Here is a 26,209-nt window from a genome sequence, read left to right on the forward strand (position 1 = left end):
ATTACCGGTGCAAGGGCTGCAAGGATGAACGTTGAATGCGTAGCGGGCAAGGTTTATCTGTATGGATATACAGATAAACGCGCTATACGGCCTCAAAAATGGACCGCCTGACGCCATGCCCGCATACGCTGGTCAGCCTGGAGAATTGCTTTTGGTTCAGTTCAGTAATTCGGAGAACGCCTTGTCTGCTTCCAGCACCGCCGGCAACCCGGCAAACAGCGCGTCCAGATCGATGCCTTCCATCAGCGGACCGCCTGACGCCTGCTGCGCCTGAGGTGTCGCGCCGCCGTGGGCCTCCAGCGCATCCGAAATGGTAATGGCCTGGGCGACGATCCTCGGCAGCGATGCGTCAGCCGGTGCCCTCATCGGCGTTGCCTGATAGGCGATAGCCTGTTGAATAACCTTGGGCAAATGCCAGCGACTGGCCAGCTCTGCACCGACTTCCGGGTAGCTGAAACCCAGTTGCAGGGTTTCGCTGGCCGCACGTCCTGGCGTCCCGGCTTTGGCGGCGTTGTTCAGGCGTTCGGCAACATCGGGCGCGCCGGTCTGGATCAGCAACTCACCGATGTTATGCATCACCCCGCAGGTAAAGGCGATTTCAGGATCGGTGCCCGTCTGTTTCGCCAGCATCCGGCAGATTCCTGCTACCTGAAAGCTTTTCAGCCAGAACCCCTTGAGATCAAAACTCGGCCCGGCCTTGAATGCACCGGTCACTGCCGAGGCCATCACCAGCGTACGCAGCGTATTGAAACCCAGGCGCATGGCCGCGTCTTCGATACTCGAGGATTCCCTTGAGCCGCGAAAGCGCGCCGAGTTGGCCAGACGCAATACCTTGGCCGCAATCACCGGGTCTTTCTCTATATTGCGCGCAATGCTTTCCAGGTTCGAAGAAGGATTGTCAAATTGCAGCATCAGATCCTGAGCCACTTTGGGAATACTCGGGAGGCTATGCAAACCGTCAAAAAGTTGCTCGATACTTGGCATGGCGAGACCATCCTGTGCAGGGCGGGGGATGATTTCAACCATAGCCAGTTTTTCCTGTTCCGCACGCTTGAGTGTCGATTGTGGGAAGGGCGTCTCGACCTGCGACGAAAAAAATAATCAAGGACTCGTGGATCGCGCCGATATGGCGATACAAGCGTCTCTGTAAGGTTTCGATACTCGGACCTGCCTGGTGATTGACGCCGTGGCAGACGTATCGGCTCCGGTTGCTGAACGGCCTGTGGGTTGTAATGTGAAATAGACGGCACTGTTGTGAAGTTTGATTGGCGATCCAGAGATCGTCCTTATTGGTTTTTTGCCGTGGAAGTAACCGCTATGAAAAGTCTGGGTTTCAGCAAAAAGATTCTTCTCGCCGCTGCATTGATTGTGGTCGTGGCGTTCAGTGTATTCATTGTCGTCAATGACTATCGACAGCGTCAGTCGCTCAAATCCAGCGTCAAGTCCGAGTTGCAACAACTGGGTACGCTCACCACGCAGAACATTCAAACCTGGCTGGAAAGCCGCATGCAATTGCTGCAATCGATGTCGCAGCAAATCGCCGCGGATGGCAAGGAACTGCCCCAGTTGCAACGCGCCATCGGCCTGCCTGCCTACAGTGACAGTTTTCAGCTGAGCTACTTTGGCAGCACCGATGGCGTGATGTTCTCGGTGCCGTCGGCCAATCGCCCATCTGACTACGATCCGCGTGCGCGTGGCTGGTACAAGGCGGCACAGAATGCCCCCGGCACCATTGTGACCGAACCCTACATCGCGGCATCTTCCGGCAAGCTGGTCATGACCATGGCCACACCGGTCAAGTTCCAGAATCAGTTCGTGGGCGTGGCCGGTGCCGATATCGCTCTGGACAACGTCACCAAGATCATCAACTCGCTGAACTTCGATGGCCATGGTTATGCGTTTCTGGTCAGCGCCGACGGCAAGATTCTGGTGCACCCGGACAGCAAGCTGGTGCTCAAGAACATCAGTGAAGCCTACCCGACCAATACGCCGAAAATTGCTGCCGGGGTGAGTGAAATCGACTCCGGTAAAAAGCCCGAGATCATTTCCTTCACGCCCGTTCAAGGTGTCTCGACGGCCAACTGGTACGTGGCACTGGTACTGGAGCAGGATTCCGCCTACGCCATGTTGACCGAGTTCCGTACCTCGGCCATCACTGCGATGGTGGTTGTGGTGATGGTGATCATCCTGTTGCTGGGCCTGTTGATCCGGGTGTTGATGCAACCCCTGCATCAGATGGGCCGCGCGATGCGTGATATCGCCGATGGCGAGGGCGATCTGACCAAGCGTCTGGCCATCACTTCGCAGGATGAATTCGGCGCACTGGCCGAGTCGTTCAACCATTTTGTTGAACGTATCCATACCTCGATCCGCGAAGTGGCTTCGACTGCCGCGCAATTGGGCGAGGTTGCCACCCGGGTGGTCAAGGTCTCCAACGCGTCGATGGGCAACTCCGACCAGCAGGCCAATCGCACTGAAAGCGTGGCAGCGGCGATCAACGAATTGGGTGCCGCTGCCCAGGAAATCGCCCAGAATGCGGCGCGCACCTCGCAGCAGTCGAGCGATGCGAGCGGCCTGGCCAGCGACGGTCAGAACGTTGTGCAGCAGACTATCAAGGCGATGAACGAGCTGTCCGGCAAGATCAGCGAGTCGTGCGTGAACATCGAAAGCCTGAATGGCAAGACCGCCAACATCGGGCAGATTCTTGAAGTGATCACCAGCATTTCCCAGCAGACCAACCTGCTGGCGCTCAACGCCGCCATCGAAGCGGCGCGTGCCGGTGAAGCAGGGCGCGGGTTTGCGGTAGTGGCCGACGAGGTGCGCAACCTGGCGCACCGCACTCAGGATTCTGCCCAGCAAGTACAGACCATGATCGAAGAGCTGCAGGTCGGCGCTCGCGAAGCAGTGACCAACATGACCGAGAGCCAGCGTCAGAGCGAGGACAGCGTCGGCATCGCCAACCTGGCCGGCGAGCGTCTGAGCAGCGTGACCCGCCGCATCGAAGAGATCAACGGCATGAACCAGTCGGTCGCGGCGGCAACTGAAGAGCAGACCTCGGTGGTCGAGTCGATCAATGTCGACATCACTCACATCAACACCCTCAACCAGCTGGGCGTCGACAACCTGCGCCAGACCCTGGATGCCTGCAACTCGCTGGAAGAGCAGGCTGCGCGTCTGCAGCAGCTGGTGGGCAGCTTCAGGATCTGATCCGGCTGCGTTTGCGCCGCTCCGCAGTACCGGGAGCGGCTGCCTGGGCTTCTTTCAGTCCCAATGCTTCAGCGTGGCAATGCAGCGGATGAGGGTCCCACCGCTGTCCGTTGCCACACGATGGGTGACAAACTGTTATCACTTGGTCACTCGCGGTTCATGAGGCTGCAACAACACAGGTTCAGTTTGGTTGACAACCAAATGCGACCTGTCCCGGGTCGTGCACAGACCGAGAAGCCTCATGAACGAAGCCATTCATGTACAAGGCCTGAACAAGACCTTTTCCCACAAAAGCGCTCTCATTGATCTCGCGTTGTCTATACAACCTGGTGAAATGGTCGCGCTGATTGGCGCTTCCGGTTCGGGCAAGTCAACGCTGCTTCGGCATCTCGCCGGTCTGGCGTGCTGTGATCGCAGCAATGGCGGTCAGGTTCAGGTATTGGGCCGCGAGGTTCAGTCCTCCGGCCGCCTCAACAGCCAGGTGCGACGTCTGCGCGCCGATATCGGTTATATCTTCCAGCAATTCAATCTGGTCAATCGCCTCAGCGTGCTGGACAACGTCCTGCTCGGTTGTCTGGGGCGCATGCCACGCTGGCGCGGCAGTCTGGCGCTGTTCAACAACGAGGAAAAACAGCGTGCAATGGCCGCGCTGGAAAGGGTCGGGCTGGCGGACCTTGCCGCGCAACGGGCTTCGACCCTGTCCGGCGGGCAGCAGCAGCGGGTAGCGATTGCCCGCGCCTTGACCCAGCGCGCCGAAGTGATCCTCGCCGATGAACCGATTGCCTCACTGGACCCGGAATCGGCCCGCCGCGTCATGGAAATCCTCGCCGACATCAACCGCCGCGACGGCAAGACGGTCGTGGTGACCCTGCATCAGGTCGATTATGCCGTGCGCTATTGCCCGCGTGCGGTGGCGCTCAAATCCGGGCGTATTCATTTTGATGGCCTGGCGCAGGAGCTCAGCAAACAGTTCCTCAACGACCTCTACGGTGCAGACGCGGACGCGAGTCTGATGATCACCGAACGAAGCCGGCGCGTGCGGCAAAAAGCCAGCCTGACGCTGGCCAAGGTCTGACGTCCTTTCAACATCCCCCACCTGACATTTTCCGGAGAGCCTGCATGTTCAAGCGTATCGGTCGTCTTCTCGCCTCTGCCGCCTTGCTGACTGCCTGCGCGTTGGGCACCGTCCAGGCCGCAGAAGAAAAAGCCATCAATTTCGGCATCATGTCCACCGAGTCTTCGCAAAACCTGAAAAGTATCTGGCAGCCGTTTCTCGATGACATGAGCCGCAAGACCGGTCTCAAGGTCAATGCCACCTTCGCTTCGGACTACGCCGGCCTTATTCAGGGCATGCGCTTCAACAAGGTGGACGTGGCCTGGCTGGGCAACAAGGCGGCGATGGAAGCGGTGGACCGCTCCAACGGCGAGATCTTTGCCCAGACCTCCGCCGCCAACGGTGACGCGGGTTACTGGAGCCTGCTGATCGTGCGCAAGGACAGCCCGATCAATAGCGTCGAAGACATGCTCAAGAATGCCAAGAGCCTGACCTTCGGCAACGGCGACCCGAACTCCACCTCGGGCTATCTGGTGCCAGGTTATTACGTGTTTGCGAAAAACCACGTCGATGCGTCCACTGCCTTCAAGCGCACCTTGAACTCCAGTCATGAAGTCAACGCCCTGAGTGTTGCCAAGGGGCAGCTGGACGTTGCGACCTTCAATACCGAAAGCTGGGATCGCCTGGCTGTGACCCAACCCGACAAGGTCGAGCAACTCAAGGTGATCTGGAAATCGCCGCTGATCCCGGCCGACCCGATTGTCTGGAGCAAGGCGCTGTCGGACAAGGACAAGGCAAAGATTCGTGAGTTCTTCACCAGTTATGGCAATACCGATGAAGAGAAAACCGTCCTGAAGAACATGCAGATGGGCAAGTTTCTCAAGTCCAGCGATGACCAATTGCTGCCCATCCGCCAGCTCGAACTGTTCAAGCAGCGCACCGAAGTGGCTGCCAGCACCACGCTGGACGCCCAGGAGAAAACTGCCCGTCTCAAGGATATCGATGCCAGCCTGAGCAAGTTGCAGGAGCGTATCACTGAGCTGAACCAGAAAACCGCAGGCAGCTCCGCAGGTTGAGCCAGCCGTTCACGATCAGGAGTTCGTCATGACCACTCACGTTGCCTACGCCCAGGTTGCAGGCAAAGCCAACTGGTCCCGTTATCTGGGCTGGGGCCTGTTGCTCGCTGCACTGGCCTGGGCCTGGCAGGGCGCAGAAATGAACCCGATGGCACTGGTTCGCGACTCGTCGAACATGGCCACATTCGCCGCCGATTTCTTCCCTCCGGACTTCCGTGAGTGGCGCAGTTACCTCAAGGAAATGCTGGTGACTATCCAGATCGCCCTTTGGGGTACGACGCTGGCGATTGTCTGCTCGATACCGTTGGGCATCCTGTGCGCCGAGAACATCACGCCGTGGTGGATTCATCTGCCGCTGCGGCGCTGCATGGACGCTTTTCGTTCGATCAACGAGATGGTGTTCGCGATGCTGTTTGTGGTCGCCGTCGGGCTGGGGCCGTTCGCCGGGGTGCTGGCACTGTGGATCAGCACCACCGGGGTCCTCGCCAAACTGTTCGCCGAAGCTGTCGAAGCCATAGAGCCCGGACCGGTCGAAGGGGTGCGCGCCACCGGTGCCAGCGCCTTGCAGGAAGTCATCTACGGGGTCATTCCGCAGGTCATGCCGCTGTGGATCTCCTATGCTCTATACCGGTTCGAATCCAATGTGCGCTCGGCAACCGTGGTCGGGATGGTCGGCGCAGGGGGCATCGGGGTTATCCTCTGGGAAAACATTCGCGCCTTTGCGTTCGTCCAGACCAGCGCCGTGCTGCTGGTGATCATCGTTGTGGTAAGCGTCATCGACATCATGTCGCAGCGCCTGCGCAAGCAATTCATCTGACAGAAGAGGGGTGTTCAATGAACACTTTTTTTAACCATGCAGTTGTCTAGACAAGCTGAGCCGATGTACCTGGAACTGGCCGAGACGCTGCGTGACGAGCTGGCCACGTACCTGCCTGGCGATTACCTGCCCGCCGAGTTTCAGCTGGCCGAACGCTTCAGCGTCAACCGCCACACGATTCGCCGTGCTGTCGACGAACTGGTCCGCGAGGGCAGTGTGCTGCGCCGCCAGGGCAAGGGCACTCAGGTACTGGAACGCCCGTTGATCTACCCGATGCAGGCCGAAAGCGCCTATAGCAAGTCGCTGTCGGCGCAGGGCATTGGGGTCGAGGCGGTGCTGCTGGTGCGCCGCGAATGCCTCGCCAGCCAGGAAGATGCGCTGCATCTGGGGCTGGCTGAGCATGCGCCACTGATTGAACTGCAGACCTTGCGCAAGCTGGACGGGCAGGCCGTGAGTCTGATCTGCCATCGCTATAGCGCCCGTTACAGCGAGTTGCTGGCTGAGTATCAGGGCGGCTCGGTGCGCCAGTACCTGGCCGAGCGCGAGTTGCCGTTGAGCCGTGCACAGAGCCTGATCGGTGCCCGCTTGCCGTCCCGCGGAGAGGCCGGGTTGCTGCTGATGCCCCGACACATGCCTGCGCTGACGGTGTTGACGGTTTCGTGTGACCGGTCGGGGCGGCCCGTAGAGCTTTCACGCTCGGTCAGCCGTTCAGACCGCTTCCAGTACCAAGTGGCATTCAACCCGATTGCCGACAGCCAGATGGCTGGCCACCCAACGACGGACTGACCCCGAGGTGTTCCATGCAAGCATCCCCTGAAACAGCCGCACGTCAGCACTGGATGGGCGTCTTGGCACGTGCCCATGTCGATGAGCCGAGTCGCGAGCGATTGCAGCGTCACGAAGCGGCGTTGCGCGACACCGATTACCAGATGATCCGCGCTCCGGAAATCGGCATGACCCTGGTGCGGGGCCGTATGGGCGGCACCGGTTCAGCTTTCAACCTCGGCGAAATGAGTGTGACGCGCTGTGTGGTGCGTCTGGCCGATGGTCGCACCGGCTACAGCTATCTGGCCGGACGCGACAAGCGCCACGCCGAACTGGCGGCTCTGGCCGACGCGCATTTGCAGGGCGCGCAGCAGGCCTGGTGGCTGTCCGAACTGATCGAGCCGCTGGCGCGTGCGCAAGCCGAGCGTCGGGCGCGCAAGGACGCGGAGGCCGCTGCCACCAAAGTCGAATTCTTTACCCTGGTCCGAGGAGAAGACTGATGAATGCCGTCCTTTTGCAACCTGCCTTCACCGATCCGGTACTGGACGCCCAGCGCAGTTTTCGCGTCGCCCTCAAGGTGTTGTCCGGGCCGGGCGTGATTCAGACCCTGCCCACCGCGCACCAACCGCCGGCCTTGCAGGGCCTGGACAGTGTAACCCATGCCCTGTGCCTGGCGTTGCTGGACCTGGACACGCCAGTGTGGCTGGCGCCGGCATTCGATACCCCGGCGATTCGCGCAAACATTGCCTTTCATTGCGGCAGCCCGATTGTCACTGACCGGCACGCGGCCCGCTTCGCGTTGCTCGATGCATCGACTGCTCTGCAGCTGCACGATTTTGATACCGGCAATGATCGCTACCCGGATCAATCCTGCACCTTGCTGATCCAGCTGCCTGACCTGGAAGGCGGGCGGATGCTTGCCTGGAGCGGTCCCGGCATCGAGCGACACCATTCGGTGGCGTTGCCGCTGGATGAAGGTTTCTGGGCTGCACGTGAAGCACGTAATGTCTTCCCTTGCGGGCTGGATGTGTTCTTTGTCTCTGGCAATCGACTGCTCGGCTTGCCACGCAGCACCCGCGTGCAGGAGTGTGCCTGATGTACGTCGCGGTCAAGGGTGGCGAACAGGCCATTGATAACGCTCACCGTCTGCTGGCCAGCAGGCGTCGTGGCGACACCGGCATTGCCGAACTCGACGTCGAGCAGGTCCGCCAGCAACTGCCGCTGGCGGTCGCGCGGGTCATGAGCGAGGGTTCGCTGTACGACCCGCAACTGGCTGCGCTGGCGATCAAGCAAGCGGCGGGCGATCTGATCGAAGCGATCTTCCTGCTGCGCGCCTATCGCACCACGCTGACGCGCTTCTGCGCCAGCCTGCCCATCGACACCTCGAACATGCAGCTCAACCGTCGCCTGTCGGCCACGTTCAAGGACGTCCCCGGCGGTCAATTGCTGGGGCCGACCTTCGACTATACCCACCGCCTGCTGGATTTCACCTTGCTGGCCGAAGGCGAGCACCCGGGCCCGGAAGTTACCCCGCACGCCACCCTTGAGCCCTGTCCGCGAGTGCTCGGGTTGCTGGCCAAGGAAGGGCTTATGAAGCCCGAAGTCGACGACGGTGAGCGCGTGGCGGACATCACCCGTGAACCGCTGGAGTATCCGTCCAATCGTGCCCAGCGCCTGCAGGCGCTGGCGCGTGGCGATGAGGGGTTCCTGCTGGCGCTGGGTTATTCGACCCAGCGCGGTTATGGCCGCAATCACCCGTTCGCCGGGGAAATCCGCATCGGCGAGGTGGAAGTCTGGATCGAACCTGAAGAACTGGGCTTCCCGATTGCGATTGGCGACATCGAAGTCACCGAATGCGAGATGGTCAATCAGTTCGTCGGCTCGGCCAGCGAACCCGCGCAGTTTACCCGGGGTTACGGCCTTGCCTTCGGCAACGCGGAGCGCAAGGCGATGGGCATGGCGCTGGTGGACCGCTCGCTGCGCGCCGAGGAATTCAACGAAGAAGTCCGCTCACCGGCCCAGCAGGAAGAGTTCGTCCTGGCGCATTGCGACAACGTCGAAGCGGCGGGTTTCGTCTCGCACCTCAAGCTGCCGCATTACGTCGATTTCCAGTCCGAACTGGAGTTGATCCGCAAGCTGCGCAAGTCTGCACCGAAACCGGGGAGCGACCAATGAGTAATGCACCGATGAACACCGCACAGCAAAGGCCTGCACGGGATGAGGCCTACAACTTCGCTTATCTGGACGAGCAGACCAAACGCATGATTCGTCGCGCCTTGCTCAAGGCGGTGGCGATCCCCGGTTATCAGGTGCCGTTTGGCGGGCGCGAAATGCCGCTGCCGTATGGCTGGGGCACTGGCGGGATGCAGCTGACCGCTGCGATCCTGGGCGCTGATGATGTGCTCAAGGTCATCGATCAGGGCGCTGACGACACCACCAACGCTGTCTCGATCAGGCGTTTCTTTGCCCGCACTGCCGGCATTGCCACCACCGAGCGCACGCCTGAGGCGACCGTCATCCAGACCCGTCACCGGATCCCGGAAACGTCGCTGCAGGCCGATCAGATCATGGTCTATCAGGTGCCGATTCCCGAGCCGCTGCGTTTCATCGAGCCCTCGGAAACCGAGACCCGGACCATGCACGCGCTGGATGATTATGGCGTTATGCACGTCAAACTCTACGAGGACATCGCCACCTTCGGCCATATCGCCACCAGTTACGCCTACCCGGTGATGGTCGATGAACGCTACGTGATGGACCCGTCGCCGATTCCCAAATTCGATAACCCCAAGCTGCACATGAGCCCGGCATTGATGCTCTTCGGTGCGGGGCGCGAAAAGCGTCTGTACGCCGTGCCGCCGTATACGCAGGTAGTAAGCCTGGACTTTGAAGATCACCCGTTCGAGGTGCAGCGCTGGGAGCAGTGCTGTGCGATCTGCGGCAGTCATGATTCCTTTCTCGACGAGCTGATTCTCGACGATGCCGGGACACAGAGCTTTGTCTGCTCCGACACCGATTACTGCGCCCAGCGCGTCAAACAGCAGGAGAACGACCGATGATCAGTGCACGTTCATTGGACGCGGCGGGCGGGCGCCTTCCTGAGGCGGTGCAGCCGCTGCTCAAGGTACGCGGCCTGACTCGCCTGTACGGTGTGCAGAAGGGCTGTCAGGACGTCAGTTTCGATCTGTACCCCGGCGAAGTGCTTGGCATCGTTGGCGAGTCCGGCTCGGGGAAATCCACGCTGCTCTCGCTGTTGAGCGGACGTTGCCCGCCGGACCGCGGCAGCATCGACTATCGCAGCAAGGCGGGCGACTGGTTCGACCTGTACAGCGCCAGTGAGGCGCAGCGGCGCACCTTGCTGCGCACCGAGTGGGGTTTTGTCGAACAGAACCCGCGCGATGGCCTGCGCATGGGCGTGTCGGCCGGCGCCAATATCGGCGAGCGTCTGATGGCGCAGGGGGTACGTAATTATCAGCAGTTGCGGGGTGCCGCGCTGGACTGGCTGACCCAGGTGGAGATCGATCCGCAGCGCATTGACGACCTGCCGCGGACCTTTTCCGGCGGCATGCAGCAGCGCCTGCAAATCGCCCGCAATCTGGTCTCCAGCCCCAGACTGGTGTTCATGGACGAACCCACCGGCGGGCTCGACGTGTCGGTGCAGGCCCGCTTGCTCGACTTGTTGCGCGGCCTGGTGCGGGAGCTGGATCTGGCCGTGGTCATCGTCACCCACGATCTGGCGGTCGCGCGGCTGCTCGCCGACCGGTTGATGGTCATGCGTCGCTCGGAAGTGGTCGAAAGCGGCCTGACTGACCAGATTCTCGATGACCCGCAACACCCGTATTCGCAACTGTTGGTGTCCTCGGTATTGCAGCCATGAGTCGCACCGTCCGAACAGCCTGTACAGATGAGGTGAGCCCGATGACAACCTTGATCGAGGTCCGTGACCTGTCGAAAACCTTCACCCTGCATCAGCACAACGGCGTGGTCCTCAATGTGCTGCGCGGCCTGAATTTCTCGGTGCGCGCCGGCGAATGCCTGGTGCTCAGCGGGCAATCCGGCGCGGGCAAGAGCACGCTGCTGCGCACCCTGTATGGCAACTACCTGCCTGCCGCCGGCAGCATTCGCGTGCAGCATGAAGGCGAGTGGACCGAGCTGGTCGGCGCAACCCCGCGCCAGGTGCTTGAGGTGCGGCGCAAAACGCTCGGCTACGTCAGCCAGTTCCTGCGCGTGATTCCGCGTGTGTCCAGCCTGGACGTGGTCATGGAACCGGCTCTGGCGCGCGGCTGGTCCCGTGAGCAGGCGCAGGAGCGCGCGCAACTGCTGCTGGGGCGGCTGAATATTCCGCAGCGCCTGTGGCCGTTGGCGCCCAGCACGTTTTCCGGTGGCGAACAGCAGCGCATCAACATTGCGCGCGCGTTCATGGTGCCGTGGCCGGTGCTGCTCCTCGACGAACCGACTGCGTCATTGGACGACGCCAATCGCCGGGTGGTGCTGGAACTGGTCGACGAGGCCAAACAGGCCGGTGCCGCCCTGATCGGTATCTTCCATGACCGCGACGCTCGTGACGCTGTCGCCAATCGTCAACTCGACATGACCCCGGTGGACCTTACCGCCAAGGAGTTGCTGCAATGCTGAATGAACAGGTTTTCAGTAACGCCCGCGTGGTGACGGCCGAGCAGGTATTCACCGGCACTGTGGTGGTCCGTGACGGCCTGATTGCCGAGGTCGAGAGTGGATGCAGCCAGTTGAGTCAGGCCCAGGACATGCAGGGCGATTACCTCCTGCCGGGGCTGGTGGAATTGCACACCGACAACCTGGAAAAGCACCTGTCGCCGCGTCCGGGTGTCGACTGGCCGTCGATGTCGGCGGTGATCAGCCACGATGCGCAAATCGTCGCGGCGGGCATCACCACGGTGTTCGACGCGCTGTCGATCGGCGACATCAACCCCAAAGGCAAGCGCATGCAGCAATTGCCCGCCATGCTACAGGCGATTGCCGACGCCAATGCGGCAGGCCTGACTCGCGCCGAGCACGTGTTGCACCTGCGCTGCGAGGTCAGTCACCCGGACACCTTGAGCGTGTTTCGCGATCTGGTGGACCAGCCACTGGTGCAACTGGTCTCGGTGATGGACCACGCGCCCGGCCAGCGTCAGTTTGCCCTGGAGTCCAAGTACCGTGAGTACTACATGGGCAAGTACCACATGAACAATGAGGAAATGGACCGTTTCATCGTTGAACAGGTGGCCAACTCCAACGAGTACGCCGACCGTTACCGGCGTGCGATTGTCGAACTGTGCCTGGCGCGCGGCCTGTCGATTGCCAGTCACGACGATGCAACCATGGCGCATGTCGAGGAGTCGGCAGGTTTCGGCATGAACATCGCCGAGTTTCCGACCACGCTCGAAGCGGCCCGTGGCTGTCGGCAACTGGGCATGAGCGTGTTGATGGGCGCACCGAACATCGTGCGCGGCGGCTCGCACTCCGGTAACGTGGCGGCAGCATCGCTGGCCCGTGACGGGTTGCTGGATATTCTGTCCAGCGATTACTACCCGGCCAGCCTGTTGCAGTCTGCATTCATGCTCGCCGCTCAGGACAACGCATGTGACCTGCCGCAGGCGATCAACATGGTCAGCCGTACGCCGGCCGTGGCTGCCGGGTTGGCGGATCGTGGTGAAATACGTGTGGGGCTGCGCGCTGATCTGATCCAGGCGCGTGATCATGCCGGCCTGCCGGTTATCGACAGGGTCTGGCGACAAGGCAAGAGGGTGTTTTGATGGTTGGCAGGTTGATCTATCTCATCGGGCCGTCCGGATCAGGCAAGGACAGCCTGCTGGACGCGGCCCGGGATACCCTGGCGCAACGTGATTGCCGGGTCGTTCGGCGGGTGATCACCCGTTCCGCCGAAGCGGTGGGCGAGGCAGCCCAGGCGGTGACCGTCGAGCAGTTCGAGCAGATGCGCGAGCGAGGCGCGTTCGCCTTGAGCTGGCAGGCCAATGGTCTTCACTACGGCATTCCCGTCGAGATCGATCAGTGGCTGCTGGAAGGCCATGACGTCCTTATCAACGGCTCCAGGGCGCATCTGCAAAAGGCGCAGGCGCGCTATCCCACGCTGCTGGCGGTGTTGCTGACCGTCAATCAGGAGATGTTACGCAAGCGCCTGCTGGCGCGCAACCGGGAAAGCCTCGCGGAAATCGAGGAGCGCCTTGCGCGCAACTCGCGCTTTGCCGGAGATTTGCTGGCGAGCAATCCGCAGGTTTTCCCGCTGGATAATTCCGCTGATCTGCAACACACCGTTGCCACGCTGCTTGGCTTGCTCGACAAGCGTCACGCATGCGCCTGACCCTGTTGGGCACCGGTGACGCCCGACAGGTGCCGGTCTACGGTTGTCAGTGCGTGGCGTGTGCTGCCGCGCGGGCCGACCATGATCTGCGCCGCTTGCCGTGCAGCGCGCTGATCGAGTGCGCCGACCAACGCTGGTTGATCGACAGCGGCCTGACCGACCTCACCGAGCGTTTTCCACCGCGCAGCCTGAGCGGGATTCTGCAGACGCACTATCACGCCGACCATGCGCAGGGGCTGTTGCACCTGCGCTGGGGCCAGGGGCTGGTGATTCCGGTCCACGGCCCGGCGGATCCGGAAGGCTTGGCCGACCTCTACAAACACCCCGGTATTCTGGATTTCAGCCAGCCATTCACGGCCTTCGAACGCCGTGCACTGGGTGCGTTGCAGGTCACAGCGCTGCCACTGGCGCACTCAAAACCTACGTTCGGTTACCTGTTCGAAGGCGACGGGCAATGTTTTGCCTACCTGACCGACACCGTCGGCCTGCCCGACGACACCCGCGAGTACCTGCAACGTGCACCGCTGGACCTGCTGGTGCTCGACTGCTCGATGCCTCCACAGCCTCAGCCGCCACGTAATCACAACGACTTGACGTTGGCGCTGCAAACCATCGAGTGTCTGCGACCGGGCAGAGCGGTGCTGACGCATGTCGGCCATACGCTGGATGCGTGGTTGATGGGGCGAGCGGGGCAACTGCCTGATCAAGTGTTCGTCGGTCAGGACAGGATGATCCTGTAAGACGCTGGCGCGAAAATTCTGTTCGCTGATCGCCCGCAATCCATCGCGCCAGACGCCCCGCGGCTTTGCCCGGTCCTGTCAGTAACCTGAGTCTGCCTGATGTCGCTCGGCCATGACTTTATCCATGCCTGGCAGGCTGCGACAATTTGTCTTAATGAACCGTTTAGTACATTCTGCGCGCCTGTGAAAATCCGACAGGTTTGAAAAATGACAAATGCGCAAAATACAGGGGCAGCCGGCAGGTTTCTGCTGCCTGGACTGGGTGGGTTGATCGCCTTGATCGGACTCGGGCTGGCAGGTGGCGGTGGCTATCTGGTAGCGCTTGGCGGCAGTTGGTTCTTCCTGCTGATGGGCCTGGCGATGCTGGTCAGTGGTGCACTGATCGTCGCCCGCAAGCCCAAAGGTGCGTTACTGTATGGCATTGCCCTGATACTGACCGCCATCTGGGCTGTCTGGGATGCAGGCCTGCATTACTGGCCGCTGGTTTCCCGAGTATTGACCTTCGCCGTTATCGGCCTGGTGGTGGCACTGATCTATCCGACACTGGTTCGCGCCTCGGGTGCTCAGGCAGGCCGCGGTGCCTATGGCCTGGCCGGTCTGTTGGCCATTGGTGTTGTAGCGACCATCGGTTACATGTTCGTCCCGAGCCATGTGGTCAGCGCCGCCAGCATGCCTGATGTGATTCCGGTGGCTCCGGGCTCCGAGCAGAAGAACTGGGCGCACTGGGGCAATACCCCGGCAGGCAATCGCTTTGCCGCTTTGGATCAGATCAACAAAAGCAACGTCGACAAGCTGCAGGTTGCCTGGACCTTTCATACCGGCGACATCCCGCAAAGTACCGGGGCCGGCGCAGAGGACCAGAACACCCCGCTTCAAATCGGCGACACGGTTTACACCTGCACCGCTTACGGCAAGGTCTTCGCACTTGATGCAGATACCGGCACACAGCGCTGGAAATTCGATCCTCAGGGCAGTGCGCCCAACTGGCAACGTTGCCGAGGCTTGGGCTACTTCGCGGCACCTGTAGCCGAAGCAGCGACAGCCAATGCACCAGCACCATCAGGCGCATGCGTCGCGCGCGTGTTCCTGCCGACTGGCGACGCGCGTCTGATCGCACTCGACGCCAAGACGGGCGAGACCTGCAAGGACTTCGGCAGTCAAGGCGTGGTTGATCTGAAAACCGACATGGGCGAAGTCAAGGAGGGCTACTACCAGCAAACCTCGACGCCATTGGTGGCGGGCAATGTAGTGGTTGTCGGTGGTCGTGTTGCCGACAACTTTTCTACCGGTGAGCCACCGGGGGTAGTACGCGCCTACGACGTGCACACGGGTGAGTTGGTCTGGGCGTGGGATCCGGGTAATCCGAATACCACCAAACGTCCGCCCGCAGGCGAAACCTATACCCGTGGCACGCCTAACGTCTGGTCGGCCATGTCCTACGATGACAAGCTTGGCCTGATCTACCTGCCGACCGGTAACGCAACACCCGACTTCTTCGGCGGGACGCGTACCGAGCAGGATGACAAGTGGTCCTCGTCAGTCGTGGCGGTGGACGTCAAGACCGGTCAGGTGCGCTGGAGCTTCCAGATGACTCACCACGATCTGTGGGACTTCGACATTCCGGCGCAGCCGTTGCTGTATGACATCCCGGACGGCAAGGGCGGTGCCCAGCCGGCACTGGCACAAGTCACCAAGCAGGGCGAGATCTTCCTGCTCAACCGCGAAACCGGCGTGCCGATCTCGCGGGTCGAGGAACGCGCTGTGCCGCAAGGTAACGTGCCGGGCGAACGCTATTCGCCTACCCAGCCGTTCTCGGTGGACATGCCGTCGATCGGCAACCAGACCTTGAAAGAGTCGGACATGTGGGGCGCCACGGCATTCGACCAGTTGATGTGCCGGATCGCCTTCAAAGGCATGCGTCACGAGGGTGTCTACACGCCACCGGGGCTCGACCCGGCGTTGCAGTTCCCCGGTTCGCTGGGTGGCATGAACTGGGGCAGTGTCTCGGTTGACCCGACCAACAGCTACATGTTCGTCAATGACATGCGCCTGGGCCTGGCCAACTACATGATCCCGCGCGACAAGATCGCCGCCGGTGCCAGCGGTATCGAAATGGGCGTCGTGCCACAGACCGGCACTCCTTTCGGGGCCATGCGTCAGCGTTTCCTGTCTGCCGTCGGCATCCCTTGCCAGGCACCGCCGTTCGGCACCATGTCGGCAATTGACCTGAAAACCAAAAAATTGATGTGGCAGGTTCCGGTCGGCACCGTGAAAGACACAGGCCCGATGGGCATCCGCATGGGCCTGCCGATTCCGATTGGCATGCCGACGCTGGGCGCTTCGTTGTCCACCCAGTCGGGCTTGCTGTTCTTCGCCGGTACTCAGGACTTCTACCTGCGTGCCTTCGACAGCGGCAACGGCAATGAAATCTGGAAGGCCCGTCTGCCAGTCGGCAGCCAGTCCGGCCCGATGACCTACGTGTCGCCCAAAACCGGCAAGCAGTACATCCTGCTCACCGCCGGCGGCGCCCGCCAATCGCCGGATCGTGGCGATTACGTGATTGCCTACGCGTTACCCAAGTAACGCATGTCACCTCTGAGGGGCAGATGCTGCCCCTCAGCCTTGTTTATCGTGCTGCGCCGCTTTCACATCGCACCAATCTCCGGCTTGCCCGTTCTCGATCCGCCGTAAACCGGCGGATGCGTGACGATGTGAGTCAGGTCGACCGCCGAGGCCAGCAGTTTCTGTAGGTCCGGGCGTGGGCGAGACAAACGTGGGTCATTCGCCGTCGCCTGTTCAAGCGCTTCGGCGCAGGCGAGCAGTTTTGCGTCGCCGCGGAACCCGCCGATCACCTGCAGCCCGAACGGCATGCCGTTGTGGTCGGTGCCGCAGGGCAGGGACAGCGCGGGGTTGGTGGTCAGGGTGATGGTGTAGCACAGCGCCAGCCAGCGATAGTAATTGTCCAGAGGCACGCCGTTGACTTCGCGCAGGTACAGCTCGCTCCAGGGGAAGGGCGAGACTGGCGTGGTGGGCGCGAGGATCAGGTCGTAGTGCTCGAATTGTTTCTGGAAGCCGCGAAAGATCCGGCTTTGCTCGCCATGCGCCTTGACGCAGTCCTGCAGTGACATCGCGGCACCCATGTCGAAATTGGCGCGGGTGTTGGGCCCCAGTGCATCAGGATCGCGGTCGTGAGCGTCCTGCAGCCCGGCGACGAACGCTTCGGCGCGCAGTACGTCGAAGGTGCGATGGGCGCTGGTCAGGTTCAGGTCGATGGCTTCGCAGGACTTGAACAGCGATTTCAGGGCGCTGATCTTTTCCCGAAAGACGGCACGGATTTTGTCATCCACAGCACACGTGCCGAAGTCTTCGCTGTAGCCGACGCGCAGCTGGCTGAGGTCGATCGGGCGCGGTGCGAACTCGTCGGCGGCGATGGCATAACTCAACGGGTCGGACTGCCCCAACCCGGCGCTGGCGCGCAGTTGCAGCAGGGTATCGGCAACATTGCGACCCATCGGGCCTACCACTGAAATCGGTGTCCAGCCGAGCTTCTTGCGTTCGCTCGGCACCAGCCCTGGTGAGGGACGCAGGCCGACGATACCGCACAGCGCGGCGGGAATGCGCAGCGAACCGCCGGTGTCCGAGCCGCTGCACAACGGCACCATGTCGACGGCCAGTGCGGCGGCGGATCCACCCGAGGAACCGCCGGCATTCAGTTCAGGATTGAACGGGTTACCGGTCGCGCCCCACACCACATTGCGGGTATTGGCGCCTGCGCCCAGTTCCGGAACATTGGTCTTGCCGACCACGATTGCCCCGGCAGCACGCAGGCGTGCGACGAACAGGTTATCCTGCGCGGGAATGTTGTCGCGAAACAGTTGCGAGCCGTAGGTGGTGAGTACCCCGGCGGTTTCTTCCAGGTCCTTGATGCCGATTGGCAGGCCATGCAGCAGCCCCAGTGGCTTGCCCTGCAGGACGGCATGTTCGGCCAGCAGTGCCTCGTCGCGGGCGCGCTCGAAACAGGTCGCGGCGAAGGCATTGAGCTTCGGGTTCAGACTTTCAATCCGCTCGATACAGGCGTCCAGCAATTCCACCGGAGAGAGCTGTTTGTTGCCGATCAGCGCACGCAGTTCGGTGGCGGATTTACCGAGCAGCTCGGACGAATTTTGCATGGAGTGTTCTCCCGAATGTCATCGTTCCGCACGCTCCGCGTGGGAATGCATTTCGTGACGCTCTGCGTCACACATCTGCGTCGCGCCTCTTTTTCCAGATTGGGCACACGTGGGCAGTCTCTTCAAACATCCCCCAACGCCAGTATCGTCCCGACCAGCGCCTGGCCTCTGGGCACCAGGGTGTTCAGTTCCAGGTACTCGCGGTCGGTGTGAACCTTGCCGCCCACCGGACCGAGGCCGCACAGGGTCGGGATCCCCAGGCTGGCGGTAAAACCCGAGTCGGCGCAGCCCCCGGTGAATTCGCCTTCCACGCTGAACCCCAGTTCCTGCGCAAGACCTTGATAAATACTCAGCAGTTCAGTGCTGTGCCGGGCTTCCATCGGCAGGAAGGTGGTGGCTTCCAGCAGTCTGGCTGACGTGCCGGGCAGTTCCTCTTCGGCGACGATCGCTTGCACGGCTGCAAGTATTTCCTCCCATTGCCGAAGCTCGACAAAACGTACATCGAGCTTCGCCGTGGCGCTGGGCGCTACCGTGTTGCTGGAGGTACCGCCGGAGATCAGCCCGACATTGGTTGTGATGCCCGCTGCGTAATCAGTCAACGCATGCAACTTGATCACCTTGTGCGCCAGCGCCTGAATGGCGCTTGCACCGTCGGCGTGATTGACCCCGGAATGCGCCGCGCGGCCGCTGACTTCGATAATCAGCGTGGCACCGCCTTTGCGCGCGCTGACCACATTGCCACTGGCGCGTCCCGGTTCGGGGTTGAGCACCGCGCGCGCCTGGCGGGCGTAGTGTTCGATGTGAGTGCGAGCGCTGGCGGAGCCGATTTCCTCGTCGCCGGTATACAGAATCTGCACCGGGAACGGCAGCGGGCCTGCGCGCTTCAAGGCCTTCAGCGCAAAGCAGTTGAGCACCAGTCCGCCTTTCATATCCGCCACGCCAGGGCCATAAGCCAGTTCAGCATCTTTGGTATAACCGCGAGCGGACGTGGTGCCTTTGGGAAATACCGTGTCGCGATGACCCAGCAACAACACTGGTTTGCCGGGGCCACCGGGCAATTCAGCCAGCAGCACATCGCCGAAACCCTCAACCGGGATACGTTCGACGCTGATCCCGTCGGCCTGCAATTGTGCGCAGAGCAGGTCACCGACTGCGTCGACGCCGGCCTTGTCGTAACTGTTGGAATCGGTATCGACCAGGCGCTGCAGCAGCGCTTCCATCGCCTCATATTGCTCGGCCAGCCACGCGGTGGCGTGCAGTTGTGCCTCATTCATTCACTCAGCTCCTGTGCCCGCTGCTCCCGGGTCAGTCGTGCGCCGTCCGTGCCCAGGTCCCAGAACAGTCCGGCCATGATTTGCAGGCTCTCCTTGACCACCGGAGCCAGCAAGTGCTCGTCAGGTGCATGCTGCGAGCACGCCGGGTATGAGTGTGGCACCCAGACCGTCGGCAGGCCCAGCACTTCAGCGAATACGTCATTGGGCAGCGAACCGCCCAGATTGGGCAGCAGCGCGGGTTTCTTGCCCGTGGTGGCGGCCAGCGAATCCAGCGCCCAGCCGACCCACGGGCTGTCCGGTGACAGGCGCGTGGCGTGCATCACGTCCATGCGCGTCTGTCTGACCTCGACACGATCGAAGCCATGGGCATCCAAGTGCGCGCGCACCGCGGGGATGAACGCGTTGTAATCGCTGTCGACCACAAAGCGAATGTGACACAACGCGTGAGCCTTGCCGGGAATGGCGTGTACCGGGGCGTCCGGGTTGCCGGTCTTGAAGGCGAGCACGTCGAGGGTGTTCCAGCCGAAGACTTTTTCGCTGAGCGACAGTGCCGGGTTGCCCCAGTCGGCGTCGATGTCCGGATCGCCAGGGCCGCCGCCGACCTCGATATCCGCCAATGCGGCCTTCACCGCGTCGGGGATGGCCTTGGGCATGAGCCCCGCGACTTTCACCCGGCCATGCTCATCGACCATGCTGGCGATGGCATTGGCCAGAATGATCCCCGGGTTGGCCAGCAGACCGCCCCAATTGCCGGAATGGTGCGCGCCTTCGCGCAGGTTTACCGTCAGCTCGAAGTTGAACACCCCGCGCGAGCCGAGAAACAGGGTAGGGCGTGCCGCTGCGAGGCGCGGGCCATCGGAGGCGATGAAGATGTCGGCGGCGAGTTCTTCTGCGTGCGCCTGGCAGAACGCGCTCAGGCCGGGGGAGCCATCTTCCTCGCCCATTTCCAGAAGCAGTTTGACGTTGAAACCCAGCTTGCCGTCGCGCGCCTTGAGGGTCTGCTCCAGTGCCGTGAGGTTGATCAGGTGCTGGCCCTTGTTGTCGGCGGTGCCACGTCCGTACCAGCGCTCGCCACGTTCGATCACCTGCCACGGCGACAGGCCTGTCTGCCACTGCGCGTCATAGCCGCGAACCACGTCACCGTGGCCGTAACTGAGCAGCGTTGGCAGTTCAGGGGCTTCGATGCGCGTGGCGATCATCAGCGGGCCGCGTCCGGCGACCGGGTTGTCATGCACGGCAACGCTGAAACCCAGACGCTCGACATGCGGGGTGATGAACTCATGAAGATAACGATACAGCTCGGGCAGGCTTTCGGCCTCCTGGCTCTGGGTCGGGTAGGCGACGCTTTTGCCGAGCAGGGCGAAAAACGCGCCGTTGTCGAACTGTTCAGTGACGTTTTCGATGGCGTGCGAACGGCTACTCATGAGGGCATCTGCTCCAGAGGTTTTGAGGTGTCGTGCAGGTGGCAGCGAACGGTTCCGCCTTCGATGCGGCCAATGGCCGGGGCTTTTTCCTTGCACTGGGGCATGCAGGCCGGGCAGCGCGGATGAAAGGCGCAGCCGGACGGCGGCGACATGGGATTGGGAAAGGCCCCGTGCAAACCCAGATCGGGAATGCCCAAGTGCGGGTCCGGGGTCAGCACCGAGTCCAGCAACGCCTGGGTGTAGGGATGGCCAGGCCGGGCGAACAATGATTCGCGGCTGCGCTCTTCGACGATCCGCCCCAGGTACATGACCGCCACGCGGTCGGCCAGATGTTCGATGACGGCCAGGTTATGGCTGATCAGCAGGTAAGTCAGGCCGAATTCCTGTTTGAGGTCCTGCAACAGATTGAGAATCTGTGCCTGCACTGAAACGTCCAGCGCCGAAGTCGGCTCGTCGCAGATCAATACATCCGGGCGCATCACCAGCGCCCGGGCAATCGCCACACGCTGGCGCTGGCCACCGGAAAGCTGGCTCGGGTAACTGTCGATCACGCGCTTGGGCAAGCCGACCACGTCCATCATCGCTTCGGCGCGCTGGCGACGTTCGGCCGGGGTGCCGATGCCATGCACGATCAGCGGCAGCGTGACGATCTCGCGCAGGGTCTTGCGCGGGTTGAGTGACGAGTAGGGGTCCTGAAAGATCGGCTGAATGCGCCGCGCCATCTCCTTGCGGTCGGTGCCGGCGAGGTGCTTGCCGTTGACCAGTACGTCGCCACTGCTGGGCGCAAGCAGCCCCAGCAGCATCTTCGCCAGGGTACTTTTACCGCAGCCCGATTCGCCGACCAGCCCGAGTGTTTCGCCACGCATCAGACGCAGCGACACGCCATCGACGGCTTTGAGCGTGGCATTGGGTTTGAAAAAGCCACGGCTGATGCTGAATTCGCGGCGTATATCGCACAGCTCCAGCGCGATGTCTTTCTTGACGCTGGCAGTCGGGACCTGTTTCACGGCGGTATTCATGACGGTACGCCCTCACGGTGAAACACAGGTTCGGCACCCGCTGCGGCAAACAGGCAGCGAGTCATATGGTTGTGGCTATTGATCGGCGGGACGTCGTCGGCACAGGCGGGGATCGCTTGCGGGCAGCGATTGCGAAATGCGCAGCCGTGTTGTTCGCCGACCAGACTGGGCACCAGCCCCGGAATCGACCCCAGCGGCTGACCCGGTTGAGTGCGTCCGGGGATCGGTATGCTCGCCAGCAAGCCGCGGGTATAGGGGTGTTGCGGGTTCTCGAACAACTCGATGGCCGGGGCGGTTTCGACGATCTGTCCGGCGTACATCACCGCAACCCGGTCGGCGATACGTGCCACCAGCCCCAGGTCGTGGGTGATGAAGATCACGGCCAGACCCAGCTCCTTCTGAATGTCGCGGATCAGGCGCAGGATCTGTGCCTGAATGGTCACGTCCAGCGCAGTGGTCGGTTCGTCGGCGATGATCACGTCCGGTTCGCACATCAGGGCCATGGCGATGATTACCCGCTGGCGCAGGCCGCCCGACAGTTGATGCGGGTACTGACGCAGGCGCTCGCCCGCATTGCTGATCCCGACTTTCTCAAGCATCTGCGCGGCGCGCTGCAGGGCCTCCTTGCGGGACACCTTGCGGTGTCGGGTAAGCACTTCGCTGAGCTGATCGCCGATGCTGTAGGCCGGGTTCAGCGAGGTCATCGGCTCCTGAAAGATCATCGCCAGGCGGTTGCCGCGCAGGTCGCACATCTGCCGCTCGCTCTGGGTCAGCATGTCGATGCCGCCCAGGCTCAGTGTCGTTGCGGTACGCCGGGCCTTGCGCGGCAGCAGGTCCATGAGTGCCAGCGAAGTCAGGGATTTGCCGCAGCCGGACTCGCCGACGATGCACAGCATTTCGCCGCGCTCGACCTGAAAGTCCAGGCCGCGCACTGCGTGGAGCGTGTCTTGGCCGAGAGGAATCTCGACACGCAGGTTTTCAACATGCAACAGCGCCATGTGCGTATCTCCTCTGTCAGTTGCGCCCGTCGGGCAGGATCAGGTCGCGCAGGCCGTCACCGACCAGATTGATGCCCAGCACCAGCACCATCAGGGCGACGCCGGGAATGGCGATGACCCAAGGGGAAAAGAACATGTACGGTTTGCCCTCGGCGATCATCAGCCCCCATGAAGGAATGGGCGGCTGCACGCCGACCCCGAGAAACGACAGTGCCGACTCGAGGAGGATCGCATGAGCCATTTCCAGGGTAGCGACAACGATCAGCGCGCCGACCAGATTGGGCAGGATTTCGCTGGCCAGAATGCGCAGCGTCGAGCAGCCCAAGGCCTGGGCCGAGGCGACGTATTCAGCGTCGCGAATCTGCTGCACGGCAGCGCGCACCACCACGGCAAAGCGGTCCCAGAGCAGGCAGCCAAGCAGCACGATCACCACTTTCAGCGAGCCACCGATCAGCGACGCGGAGGCCAGCGCGATCATCACCACCGGCATCGCCAGGCGGGTGGTGATCAGGTAGCTGATCACCGCGTCGGTCTTGCCGCCGAAGTAGCCGGCCAGCAGGCCCATGATGGTGCCGATAACGCCGGAAATCAGTGCCGCCGAGAAGCCGATGAACAGCGAGATGCGTGCGCCGTAGAGCAGTCGCGACAGGTAATCGCGGCCCAGTTTGTCGGTGCCCAGCACGTAGTCCCAGGTGCCGTTGGCCATCCAGACAGGCGGTTTCATGCGCAGCATCACGTCCTGCGCATAAGGGTCGTAGGGGGCGAGCCAGGGCGCGAACAGGGCGCCGAGCAGGATAATCAGCAGCAATACCGCGCCGATGGCGAAGCCGCGATGCGCGAAGCTGCTGCGTAATGTGCGCCAGACGCTGCGCGCCGGAGGCTGGTAATCGTTGATCAGCAGCGGCGATGAGGTGGTTGTGCTCATGGGGCCTCCTATTTCACGCGGATGCGCGGGTCGAGCAGTGCGTTGAGCACGTCGGCCAGCAGGGTGAGGACGATGTAGATCACCGCGATCAACAGCACGACCGCCTGCACCACCGGAAAGTCGTCACGGGCAATCGCGTCCCAGGCCAGCTGGCCAATGCCCTGCAGCGAGAAAACCGTCTCGATGACCACCGAGCCGCCGAGCATGAAACCAAACTCCACCGCGGCGAGGGCCACCACCGGAATCAGCGCGTTGCGCAGCGCATGCTTGAACAGAACGGTGGCGGGGCGCAGGCCCTTGGCCCGCGCGGTGCGGATGTAATCGGAGTTGAGCACGTCGAGCATGCCCGCACGGGTCAGGCGCATAATCGCGGGCGTGGCGTAGTAACCGAGTGCGATGGCCGGCATCACGAAGTGCGCCCAGGTCGAATTGCCCGACACCGGCAGCCATTTCAGGGTGACCGAAAACACCACGATCAACATCAGCGCGAACCAGAAACTGGGCATGGCCTGACCCAGTACCGCGATGCTCAGTGCCAGGCGATCGATCCACGTGTCACGTTTCACGGCGGCCAGCACACCCAGCGGGATGGCGATCAGCAGCGCAATACTCAGGGCCATTGCGCCCAGCCCGAGGGTGATCGACAGGCGCGAGGCGATCAGGTTGTAAACCGACTCCTGGAAGAAGAACGAGTCGCCCAGATCAAGACGCACCACGTCGGCCAGCCATTCGAAATACTGCGTAACCAACGGCTTGTTGAGGCCGTACTGCACCCGGATCTGTTCGATCTGCTCGCTGGTGGCTTCCGGCCCGCCGATGGCAGTGGCCAGATCGCCGGACAGGTGCAGCAGGGAAAAGCTGATCACCGACACGGTAATCGCTACGCACAGGGCAATGCCCAGGCGGCGCAAGAGAAATCCGAACATGGCAAGTGACCTTGTGTTCAGGGAATGACGGGGTGGCTGACCCAACTGCAAGGCGCGTCATGCGCCTCACAGCCAGGCTGCCGACGGTCTTGGTCAGGCGCTTATTTCCAGCTCGACAGCACGAAGCGCGGCAACTCGTCCGGGTAAGGCTTGAAGTTCAGGTCCGAGACATAGGCGTAGTTCATCGAGTAGTTGAACAACGGCGCCCAGTAGGCCTGCTCGCTGATGCGTTGCAACGCCTTGCGGTAGTTGTCCTTGCGCACCTGCGGGTCCAGCGCGTTGTCGGCGGTCTGCAGCCAGCCCTGGACTTGCGGGTCCTTGATGTTGTCGTCGGGATTGCCCTTGAACCAGGTGCCGGCCGACGCCGAGGTATCGAGGATCGAGAACGAGCCCCACGCCTGGAACGACATCGGTACCTTGCCGCCACGCTGCTGATCACGCAGAGCAGCGTACTTCAGGTAACGCAGCTTGGCGTTGATGCCCACGGCGCGCAGGTTGCCGATGATGGCCTCCACGTAATCGCGGTCACGGTAGGCGAAGATTTCGGTTTCAAAGCCGTTCGGGTAGCCGGCTTCGGCGAGCAGCGCCTTGGCCTTTGCCGGGTCGTAGTTGTAGACCGTGGCTGCGCTGGTGTCGCAACCGAACTGGCCAGGGTAGCAGGCGACCTGCAACGGCTTGCTCTCGCCGCCGACCAGTTGCGAGGCCAGCCCGTCACGGTTGATCGCGTGGTTGATCGCCTGGCGCACCTTCAGGTGTTTCATCGGCGAATCGGCGCTGGAGGTGCCGCGCGCATCCAGAATCAGAAAACCTATACGCATGGTCGCGCCGCTGGTGACCACCAGATTGGGCATGGCCTTGAGGTTTTCCGCCTGATCCGGCGCAACCCGCCAGGTCCAGTCGACGCCGCCGGTCATCAGCTCGGCCAGACGCGTTTCGGCATCGGCGATCACCCGGAAGTCGATGTGACCGATCTTCGGTTGACCCTGTGGGCTGTCCTTGAAGTAGTCCGGGTTCTTGTCCATTTTCACGCCTTCGCCGGTGGCGATGGCCGTCACCTTGTAAGGCCCGGTGCCGATCGGTTTACGGCTGAAGCCTGCCAGCCCGACTTCTTCGAAGTATTTTTTCGGGAACATCGGTACGGCGTTGGAGAGGTATTCCAGCGCAGGCGGGAAAGGCTTTTTCAGGTGCAGACGAACGCTGTAGTCGCCCAGCTTTTCGGCGCTCTTGATCCAGTCGACATTTTGTACCGTGACCACCTTGGACTCTGGAGACACCACATAATTGAGGGTAAACACCACGTCATCTGCGGTGAACGGGTCGCCGTTGTGAAACTTCACGCCTTGGCGCAGCTGGAAATCGATGGTCGTATCGTCGACCTGTTTCCAGCTGGTGGCGAGCATCGGCTGGTACTCGCCATTGTCCGGGTTGCGGTAGACCAAGTTGTCCCAGATCAGGCGACCGAGGATCACGCCTTC

General features: G+C 62.0%; 24 protein-coding genes and 1 pseudogene. 16 read left to right on the top strand and 9 right to left on the bottom strand.

The window, feature by feature from the left end; translation table 11 throughout:
- Positions 1 to 156 precede the first annotated feature (156 nt).
- Complete coding sequence (locus tag AO388_RS16485) at positions 157 to 984, bottom strand: HDOD domain-containing protein (RefSeq protein ID WP_058416773.1); 828 nt, start codon at positions 982 to 984, stop codon at positions 157 to 159.
- 333 nt (positions 985 to 1,317) lie between these two features.
- On the opposite strand from AO388_RS16485, the pseudogene AO388_RS30350 reads away from it, so the two are divergent.
- From AO388_RS30350 to AO388_RS16560, 16 genes and pseudogenes are all read left to right on the top strand, one after another.
- Positions 1,318 to 2,349, top strand: a pseudogene (locus AO388_RS30350) (HAMP domain-containing protein); the annotation flags it as partial.
- 93 nt (positions 2,350 to 2,442) lie between these two features.
- Positions 2,443 to 3,207 (top strand): methyl-accepting chemotaxis protein, encoded by a 765-nt coding sequence (locus AO388_RS30355; RefSeq protein ID WP_371124460.1) that lies wholly within the window; start codon positions 2,443 to 2,445, stop codon positions 3,205 to 3,207.
- Between the two features lie 241 nt (positions 3,208 to 3,448).
- Positions 3,449 to 4,282, top strand: coding sequence for a phosphonate ABC transporter ATP-binding protein (phnC, locus tag AO388_RS16495; protein WP_044308342.1), 834 nt, complete (start codon positions 3,449 to 3,451; stop codon positions 4,280 to 4,282).
- Positions 4,283 to 4,326: 44 nt separating this feature from the next.
- Positions 4,327 to 5,337 carry a phosphonate ABC transporter substrate-binding protein gene (gene phnD / locus AO388_RS16500; protein ID WP_058416760.1) on the top strand — a complete coding sequence of 337 codons (1,011 nt, stop codon included), beginning with the start codon at positions 4,327 to 4,329 and terminating at the stop codon, positions 5,335 to 5,337.
- Positions 5,338 to 5,365: 28 nt separating this feature from the next.
- Positions 5,366 to 6,154, top strand: coding sequence for a phosphonate ABC transporter, permease protein PhnE (phnE, locus tag AO388_RS16505; protein WP_058416761.1), 789 nt, complete (start codon positions 5,366 to 5,368; stop codon positions 6,152 to 6,154).
- Between the two features lie 36 nt (positions 6,155 to 6,190).
- Positions 6,191 to 6,940, top strand: coding sequence for a phosphonate metabolism transcriptional regulator PhnF (gene phnF / locus AO388_RS16510; protein WP_032609385.1), 750 nt, complete (start codon positions 6,191 to 6,193; stop codon positions 6,938 to 6,940).
- Between the two features lie 14 nt (positions 6,941 to 6,954).
- Positions 6,955 to 7,419, top strand: coding sequence for a phosphonate C-P lyase system protein PhnG (phnG, locus tag AO388_RS16515; RefSeq protein WP_003367168.1), 465 nt, complete (start codon positions 6,955 to 6,957; stop codon positions 7,417 to 7,419).
- Complete coding sequence (gene phnH / locus AO388_RS16520) at positions 7,419 to 8,015, top strand: phosphonate C-P lyase system protein PhnH (RefSeq protein WP_058416762.1); 597 nt, start codon at positions 7,419 to 7,421, stop codon at positions 8,013 to 8,015. The genes phnG and phnH overlap by 1 nt, the downstream gene beginning before the upstream one ends.
- Positions 8,015 to 9,094 carry a carbon-phosphorus lyase complex subunit PhnI gene (locus AO388_RS16525; protein WP_058416763.1) on the top strand — a complete coding sequence of 360 codons (1,080 nt, stop codon included), beginning with the start codon at positions 8,015 to 8,017 and terminating at the stop codon, positions 9,092 to 9,094. The genes phnH and AO388_RS16525 overlap by 1 nt, the downstream gene beginning before the upstream one ends.
- 11 nt (positions 9,095 to 9,105) lie before the next feature.
- Entirely contained in the window at positions 9,106 to 9,978 is an 873-nt protein-coding gene (locus tag AO388_RS16530) for an alpha-D-ribose 1-methylphosphonate 5-phosphate C-P-lyase PhnJ (protein WP_442963823.1), read from the top strand.
- Positions 9,975 to 10,796, top strand: a complete 822-nt coding sequence (phnK, locus tag AO388_RS16535) for a phosphonate C-P lyase system protein PhnK (RefSeq protein WP_058416765.1) — start codon at positions 9,975 to 9,977, stop codon at positions 10,794 to 10,796. Before AO388_RS16530 ends, phnK begins: the two co-directional genes overlap by 4 nt.
- A 41-nt stretch (positions 10,797 to 10,837) precedes the next feature.
- Complete coding sequence (gene phnL / locus AO388_RS16540; protein ID WP_003367180.1) at positions 10,838 to 11,554, top strand: phosphonate C-P lyase system protein PhnL; 717 nt, start codon at positions 10,838 to 10,840, stop codon at positions 11,552 to 11,554.
- On the top strand, positions 11,548 to 12,693 hold the full coding sequence (locus AO388_RS16545; RefSeq protein WP_003432916.1) for an alpha-D-ribose 1-methylphosphonate 5-triphosphate diphosphatase: 1,146 nt from the start codon (positions 11,548 to 11,550) through the stop codon (positions 12,691 to 12,693). Before phnL ends, AO388_RS16545 begins: the two co-directional genes overlap by 7 nt.
- Positions 12,693 to 13,259 carry a phosphonate metabolism protein/1,5-bisphosphokinase (PRPP-forming) PhnN gene (gene phnN / locus AO388_RS16550; RefSeq protein ID WP_058416766.1) on the top strand — a complete coding sequence of 189 codons (567 nt, stop codon included), beginning with the start codon at positions 12,693 to 12,695 and terminating at the stop codon, positions 13,257 to 13,259. The genes AO388_RS16545 and phnN overlap by 1 nt, the downstream gene beginning before the upstream one ends.
- A complete protein-coding gene (phnP, locus tag AO388_RS16555; RefSeq protein ID WP_058416767.1) occupies positions 13,250 to 13,999 on the top strand; it encodes a phosphonate metabolism protein PhnP in 750 nt (249 codons plus the stop codon). Before phnN ends, phnP begins: the two co-directional genes overlap by 10 nt.
- Before the next feature lie 207 nt (positions 14,000 to 14,206).
- Positions 14,207 to 16,582: a glucose/quinate/shikimate family membrane-bound PQQ-dependent dehydrogenase gene (locus AO388_RS16560; RefSeq protein ID WP_058416768.1), complete on the top strand. Its 2,376-nt coding sequence runs from the start codon at positions 14,207 to 14,209 to the stop codon at positions 16,580 to 16,582.
- A gap of 62 nt (positions 16,583 to 16,644) precedes the next feature.
- Here AO388_RS16560 and AO388_RS16565 read toward each other — a convergent pair whose 3' ends face one another.
- The 8 genes from AO388_RS16565 to AO388_RS16600 form a co-directional block, all read right to left on the bottom strand.
- Positions 16,645 to 18,168, bottom strand: coding sequence for an amidase (locus AO388_RS16565; RefSeq protein WP_054081824.1), 1,524 nt, complete (start codon positions 18,166 to 18,168; stop codon positions 16,645 to 16,647).
- 122 nt (positions 18,169 to 18,290) lie between these two features.
- Positions 18,291 to 19,442: a M20 family metallopeptidase gene (locus AO388_RS16570; RefSeq protein WP_058416769.1), complete on the bottom strand. Its 1,152-nt coding sequence runs from the start codon at positions 19,440 to 19,442 to the stop codon at positions 18,291 to 18,293.
- Positions 19,439 to 20,866, bottom strand: coding sequence for a M20 family metallopeptidase (locus AO388_RS16575; protein ID WP_058416770.1), 1,428 nt, complete (start codon positions 20,864 to 20,866; stop codon positions 19,439 to 19,441). The genes AO388_RS16570 and AO388_RS16575 overlap by 4 nt, the downstream gene beginning before the upstream one ends.
- Positions 20,863 to 21,885: an ABC transporter ATP-binding protein gene (locus AO388_RS16580; RefSeq protein ID WP_003367197.1), complete on the bottom strand. Its 1,023-nt coding sequence runs from the start codon at positions 21,883 to 21,885 to the stop codon at positions 20,863 to 20,865. The genes AO388_RS16575 and AO388_RS16580 overlap by 4 nt, the downstream gene beginning before the upstream one ends.
- Positions 21,882 to 22,883 (bottom strand): ABC transporter ATP-binding protein, encoded by a 1,002-nt coding sequence (locus AO388_RS16585; protein WP_058416771.1) that lies wholly within the window; start codon positions 22,881 to 22,883, stop codon positions 21,882 to 21,884. Before AO388_RS16585 ends, AO388_RS16580 begins: the two co-directional genes overlap by 4 nt.
- Positions 22,884 to 22,899: 16 nt before the next feature.
- Positions 22,900 to 23,808: an ABC transporter permease gene (locus AO388_RS16590; RefSeq protein ID WP_003367201.1), complete on the bottom strand. Its 909-nt coding sequence runs from the start codon at positions 23,806 to 23,808 to the stop codon at positions 22,900 to 22,902.
- A gap of 8 nt (positions 23,809 to 23,816) precedes the next feature.
- Positions 23,817 to 24,734: an ABC transporter permease gene (locus AO388_RS16595; RefSeq protein ID WP_002553855.1), complete on the bottom strand. Its 918-nt coding sequence runs from the start codon at positions 24,732 to 24,734 to the stop codon at positions 23,817 to 23,819.
- A gap of 101 nt (positions 24,735 to 24,835) precedes the next feature.
- On the bottom strand, positions 24,836 to 26,209 hold a 1,374-nt coding region (locus AO388_RS16600; RefSeq protein ID WP_058416772.1), incomplete at its 5' end, for an ABC transporter substrate-binding protein.

The organism is Pseudomonas sp. ICMP 10191 (assembly GCF_001467335.1).
GTDB lineage: Bacteria > Pseudomonadota > Gammaproteobacteria > Pseudomonadales > Pseudomonadaceae > Aquipseudomonas > Aquipseudomonas cerasi.

Bases quoted from the DNA above. Each gene is read 5' to 3' on its own strand.
- AO388_RS16525 (WP_058416763.1), top strand. From the start codon at position 8,015: ATGTACGTCGCGGTCAAGGGTGGCGAACAGGCCATTGATAACGCTCAC.
- phnG (WP_003367168.1), top strand. From the start codon at position 6,955: ATGCAAGCATCCCCTGAAACAGCCGCACGTCAGCACTGGATGGGCGTC.
- phnD (WP_058416760.1), top strand. From the start codon at position 4,327: ATGTTCAAGCGTATCGGTCGTCTTCTCGCCTCTGCCGCCTTGCTGACT.
- AO388_RS16580 (WP_003367197.1), bottom strand. From the start codon at position 21,885: ATGAATACCGCCGTGAAACAGGTCCCGACTGCCAGCGTCAAGAAAGAC.
- phnK (WP_058416765.1), top strand. From the start codon at position 9,975: ATGATCAGTGCACGTTCATTGGACGCGGCGGGCGGGCGCCTTCCTGAG.
- AO388_RS16530 (WP_442963823.1), top strand. From the start codon at position 9,106: ATGAACACCGCACAGCAAAGGCCTGCACGGGATGAGGCCTACAACTTC.
- phnF (WP_032609385.1), top strand. From the start codon at position 6,191: ATGCAGTTGTCTAGACAAGCTGAGCCGATGTACCTGGAACTGGCCGAG.
- phnC (WP_044308342.1), top strand. From the start codon at position 3,449: ATGAACGAAGCCATTCATGTACAAGGCCTGAACAAGACCTTTTCCCAC.
- AO388_RS16595 (WP_002553855.1), bottom strand. From the start codon at position 24,734: ATGTTCGGATTTCTCTTGCGCCGCCTGGGCATTGCCCTGTGCGTAGCG.
- AO388_RS16570 (WP_058416769.1), bottom strand. From the start codon at position 19,442: ATGAATGAGGCACAACTGCACGCCACCGCGTGGCTGGCCGAGCAATAT.
- AO388_RS16485 (WP_058416773.1), bottom strand. From the start codon at position 984: ATGCCAAGTATCGAGCAACTTTTTGACGGTTTGCATAGCCTCCCGAGT.
- phnN (WP_058416766.1), top strand. From the start codon at position 12,693: ATGGTTGGCAGGTTGATCTATCTCATCGGGCCGTCCGGATCAGGCAAG.
- phnL (WP_003367180.1), top strand. From the start codon at position 10,838: ATGACAACCTTGATCGAGGTCCGTGACCTGTCGAAAACCTTCACCCTG.
- AO388_RS16545 (WP_003432916.1), top strand. From the start codon at position 11,548: ATGCTGAATGAACAGGTTTTCAGTAACGCCCGCGTGGTGACGGCCGAG.
- AO388_RS30355 (WP_371124460.1), top strand. From the start codon at position 2,443: ATGGGCAACTCCGACCAGCAGGCCAATCGCACTGAAAGCGTGGCAGCG.
- phnP (WP_058416767.1), top strand. From the start codon at position 13,250: ATGCGCCTGACCCTGTTGGGCACCGGTGACGCCCGACAGGTGCCGGTC.
- AO388_RS16565 (WP_054081824.1), bottom strand. From the start codon at position 18,168: ATGCAAAATTCGTCCGAGCTGCTCGGTAAATCCGCCACCGAACTGCGT.
- phnE (WP_058416761.1), top strand. From the start codon at position 5,366: ATGACCACTCACGTTGCCTACGCCCAGGTTGCAGGCAAAGCCAACTGG.
- AO388_RS16575 (WP_058416770.1), bottom strand. From the start codon at position 20,866: ATGAGTAGCCGTTCGCACGCCATCGAAAACGTCACTGAACAGTTCGAC.
- AO388_RS16585 (WP_058416771.1), bottom strand. From the start codon at position 22,883: ATGGCGCTGTTGCATGTTGAAAACCTGCGTGTCGAGATTCCTCTCGGC.
- AO388_RS16590 (WP_003367201.1), bottom strand. From the start codon at position 23,808: ATGAGCACAACCACCTCATCGCCGCTGCTGATCAACGATTACCAGCCT.
- phnH (WP_058416762.1), top strand. From the start codon at position 7,419: ATGAATGCCGTCCTTTTGCAACCTGCCTTCACCGATCCGGTACTGGAC.
- AO388_RS16560 (WP_058416768.1), top strand. From the start codon at position 14,207: ATGACAAATGCGCAAAATACAGGGGCAGCCGGCAGGTTTCTGCTGCCT.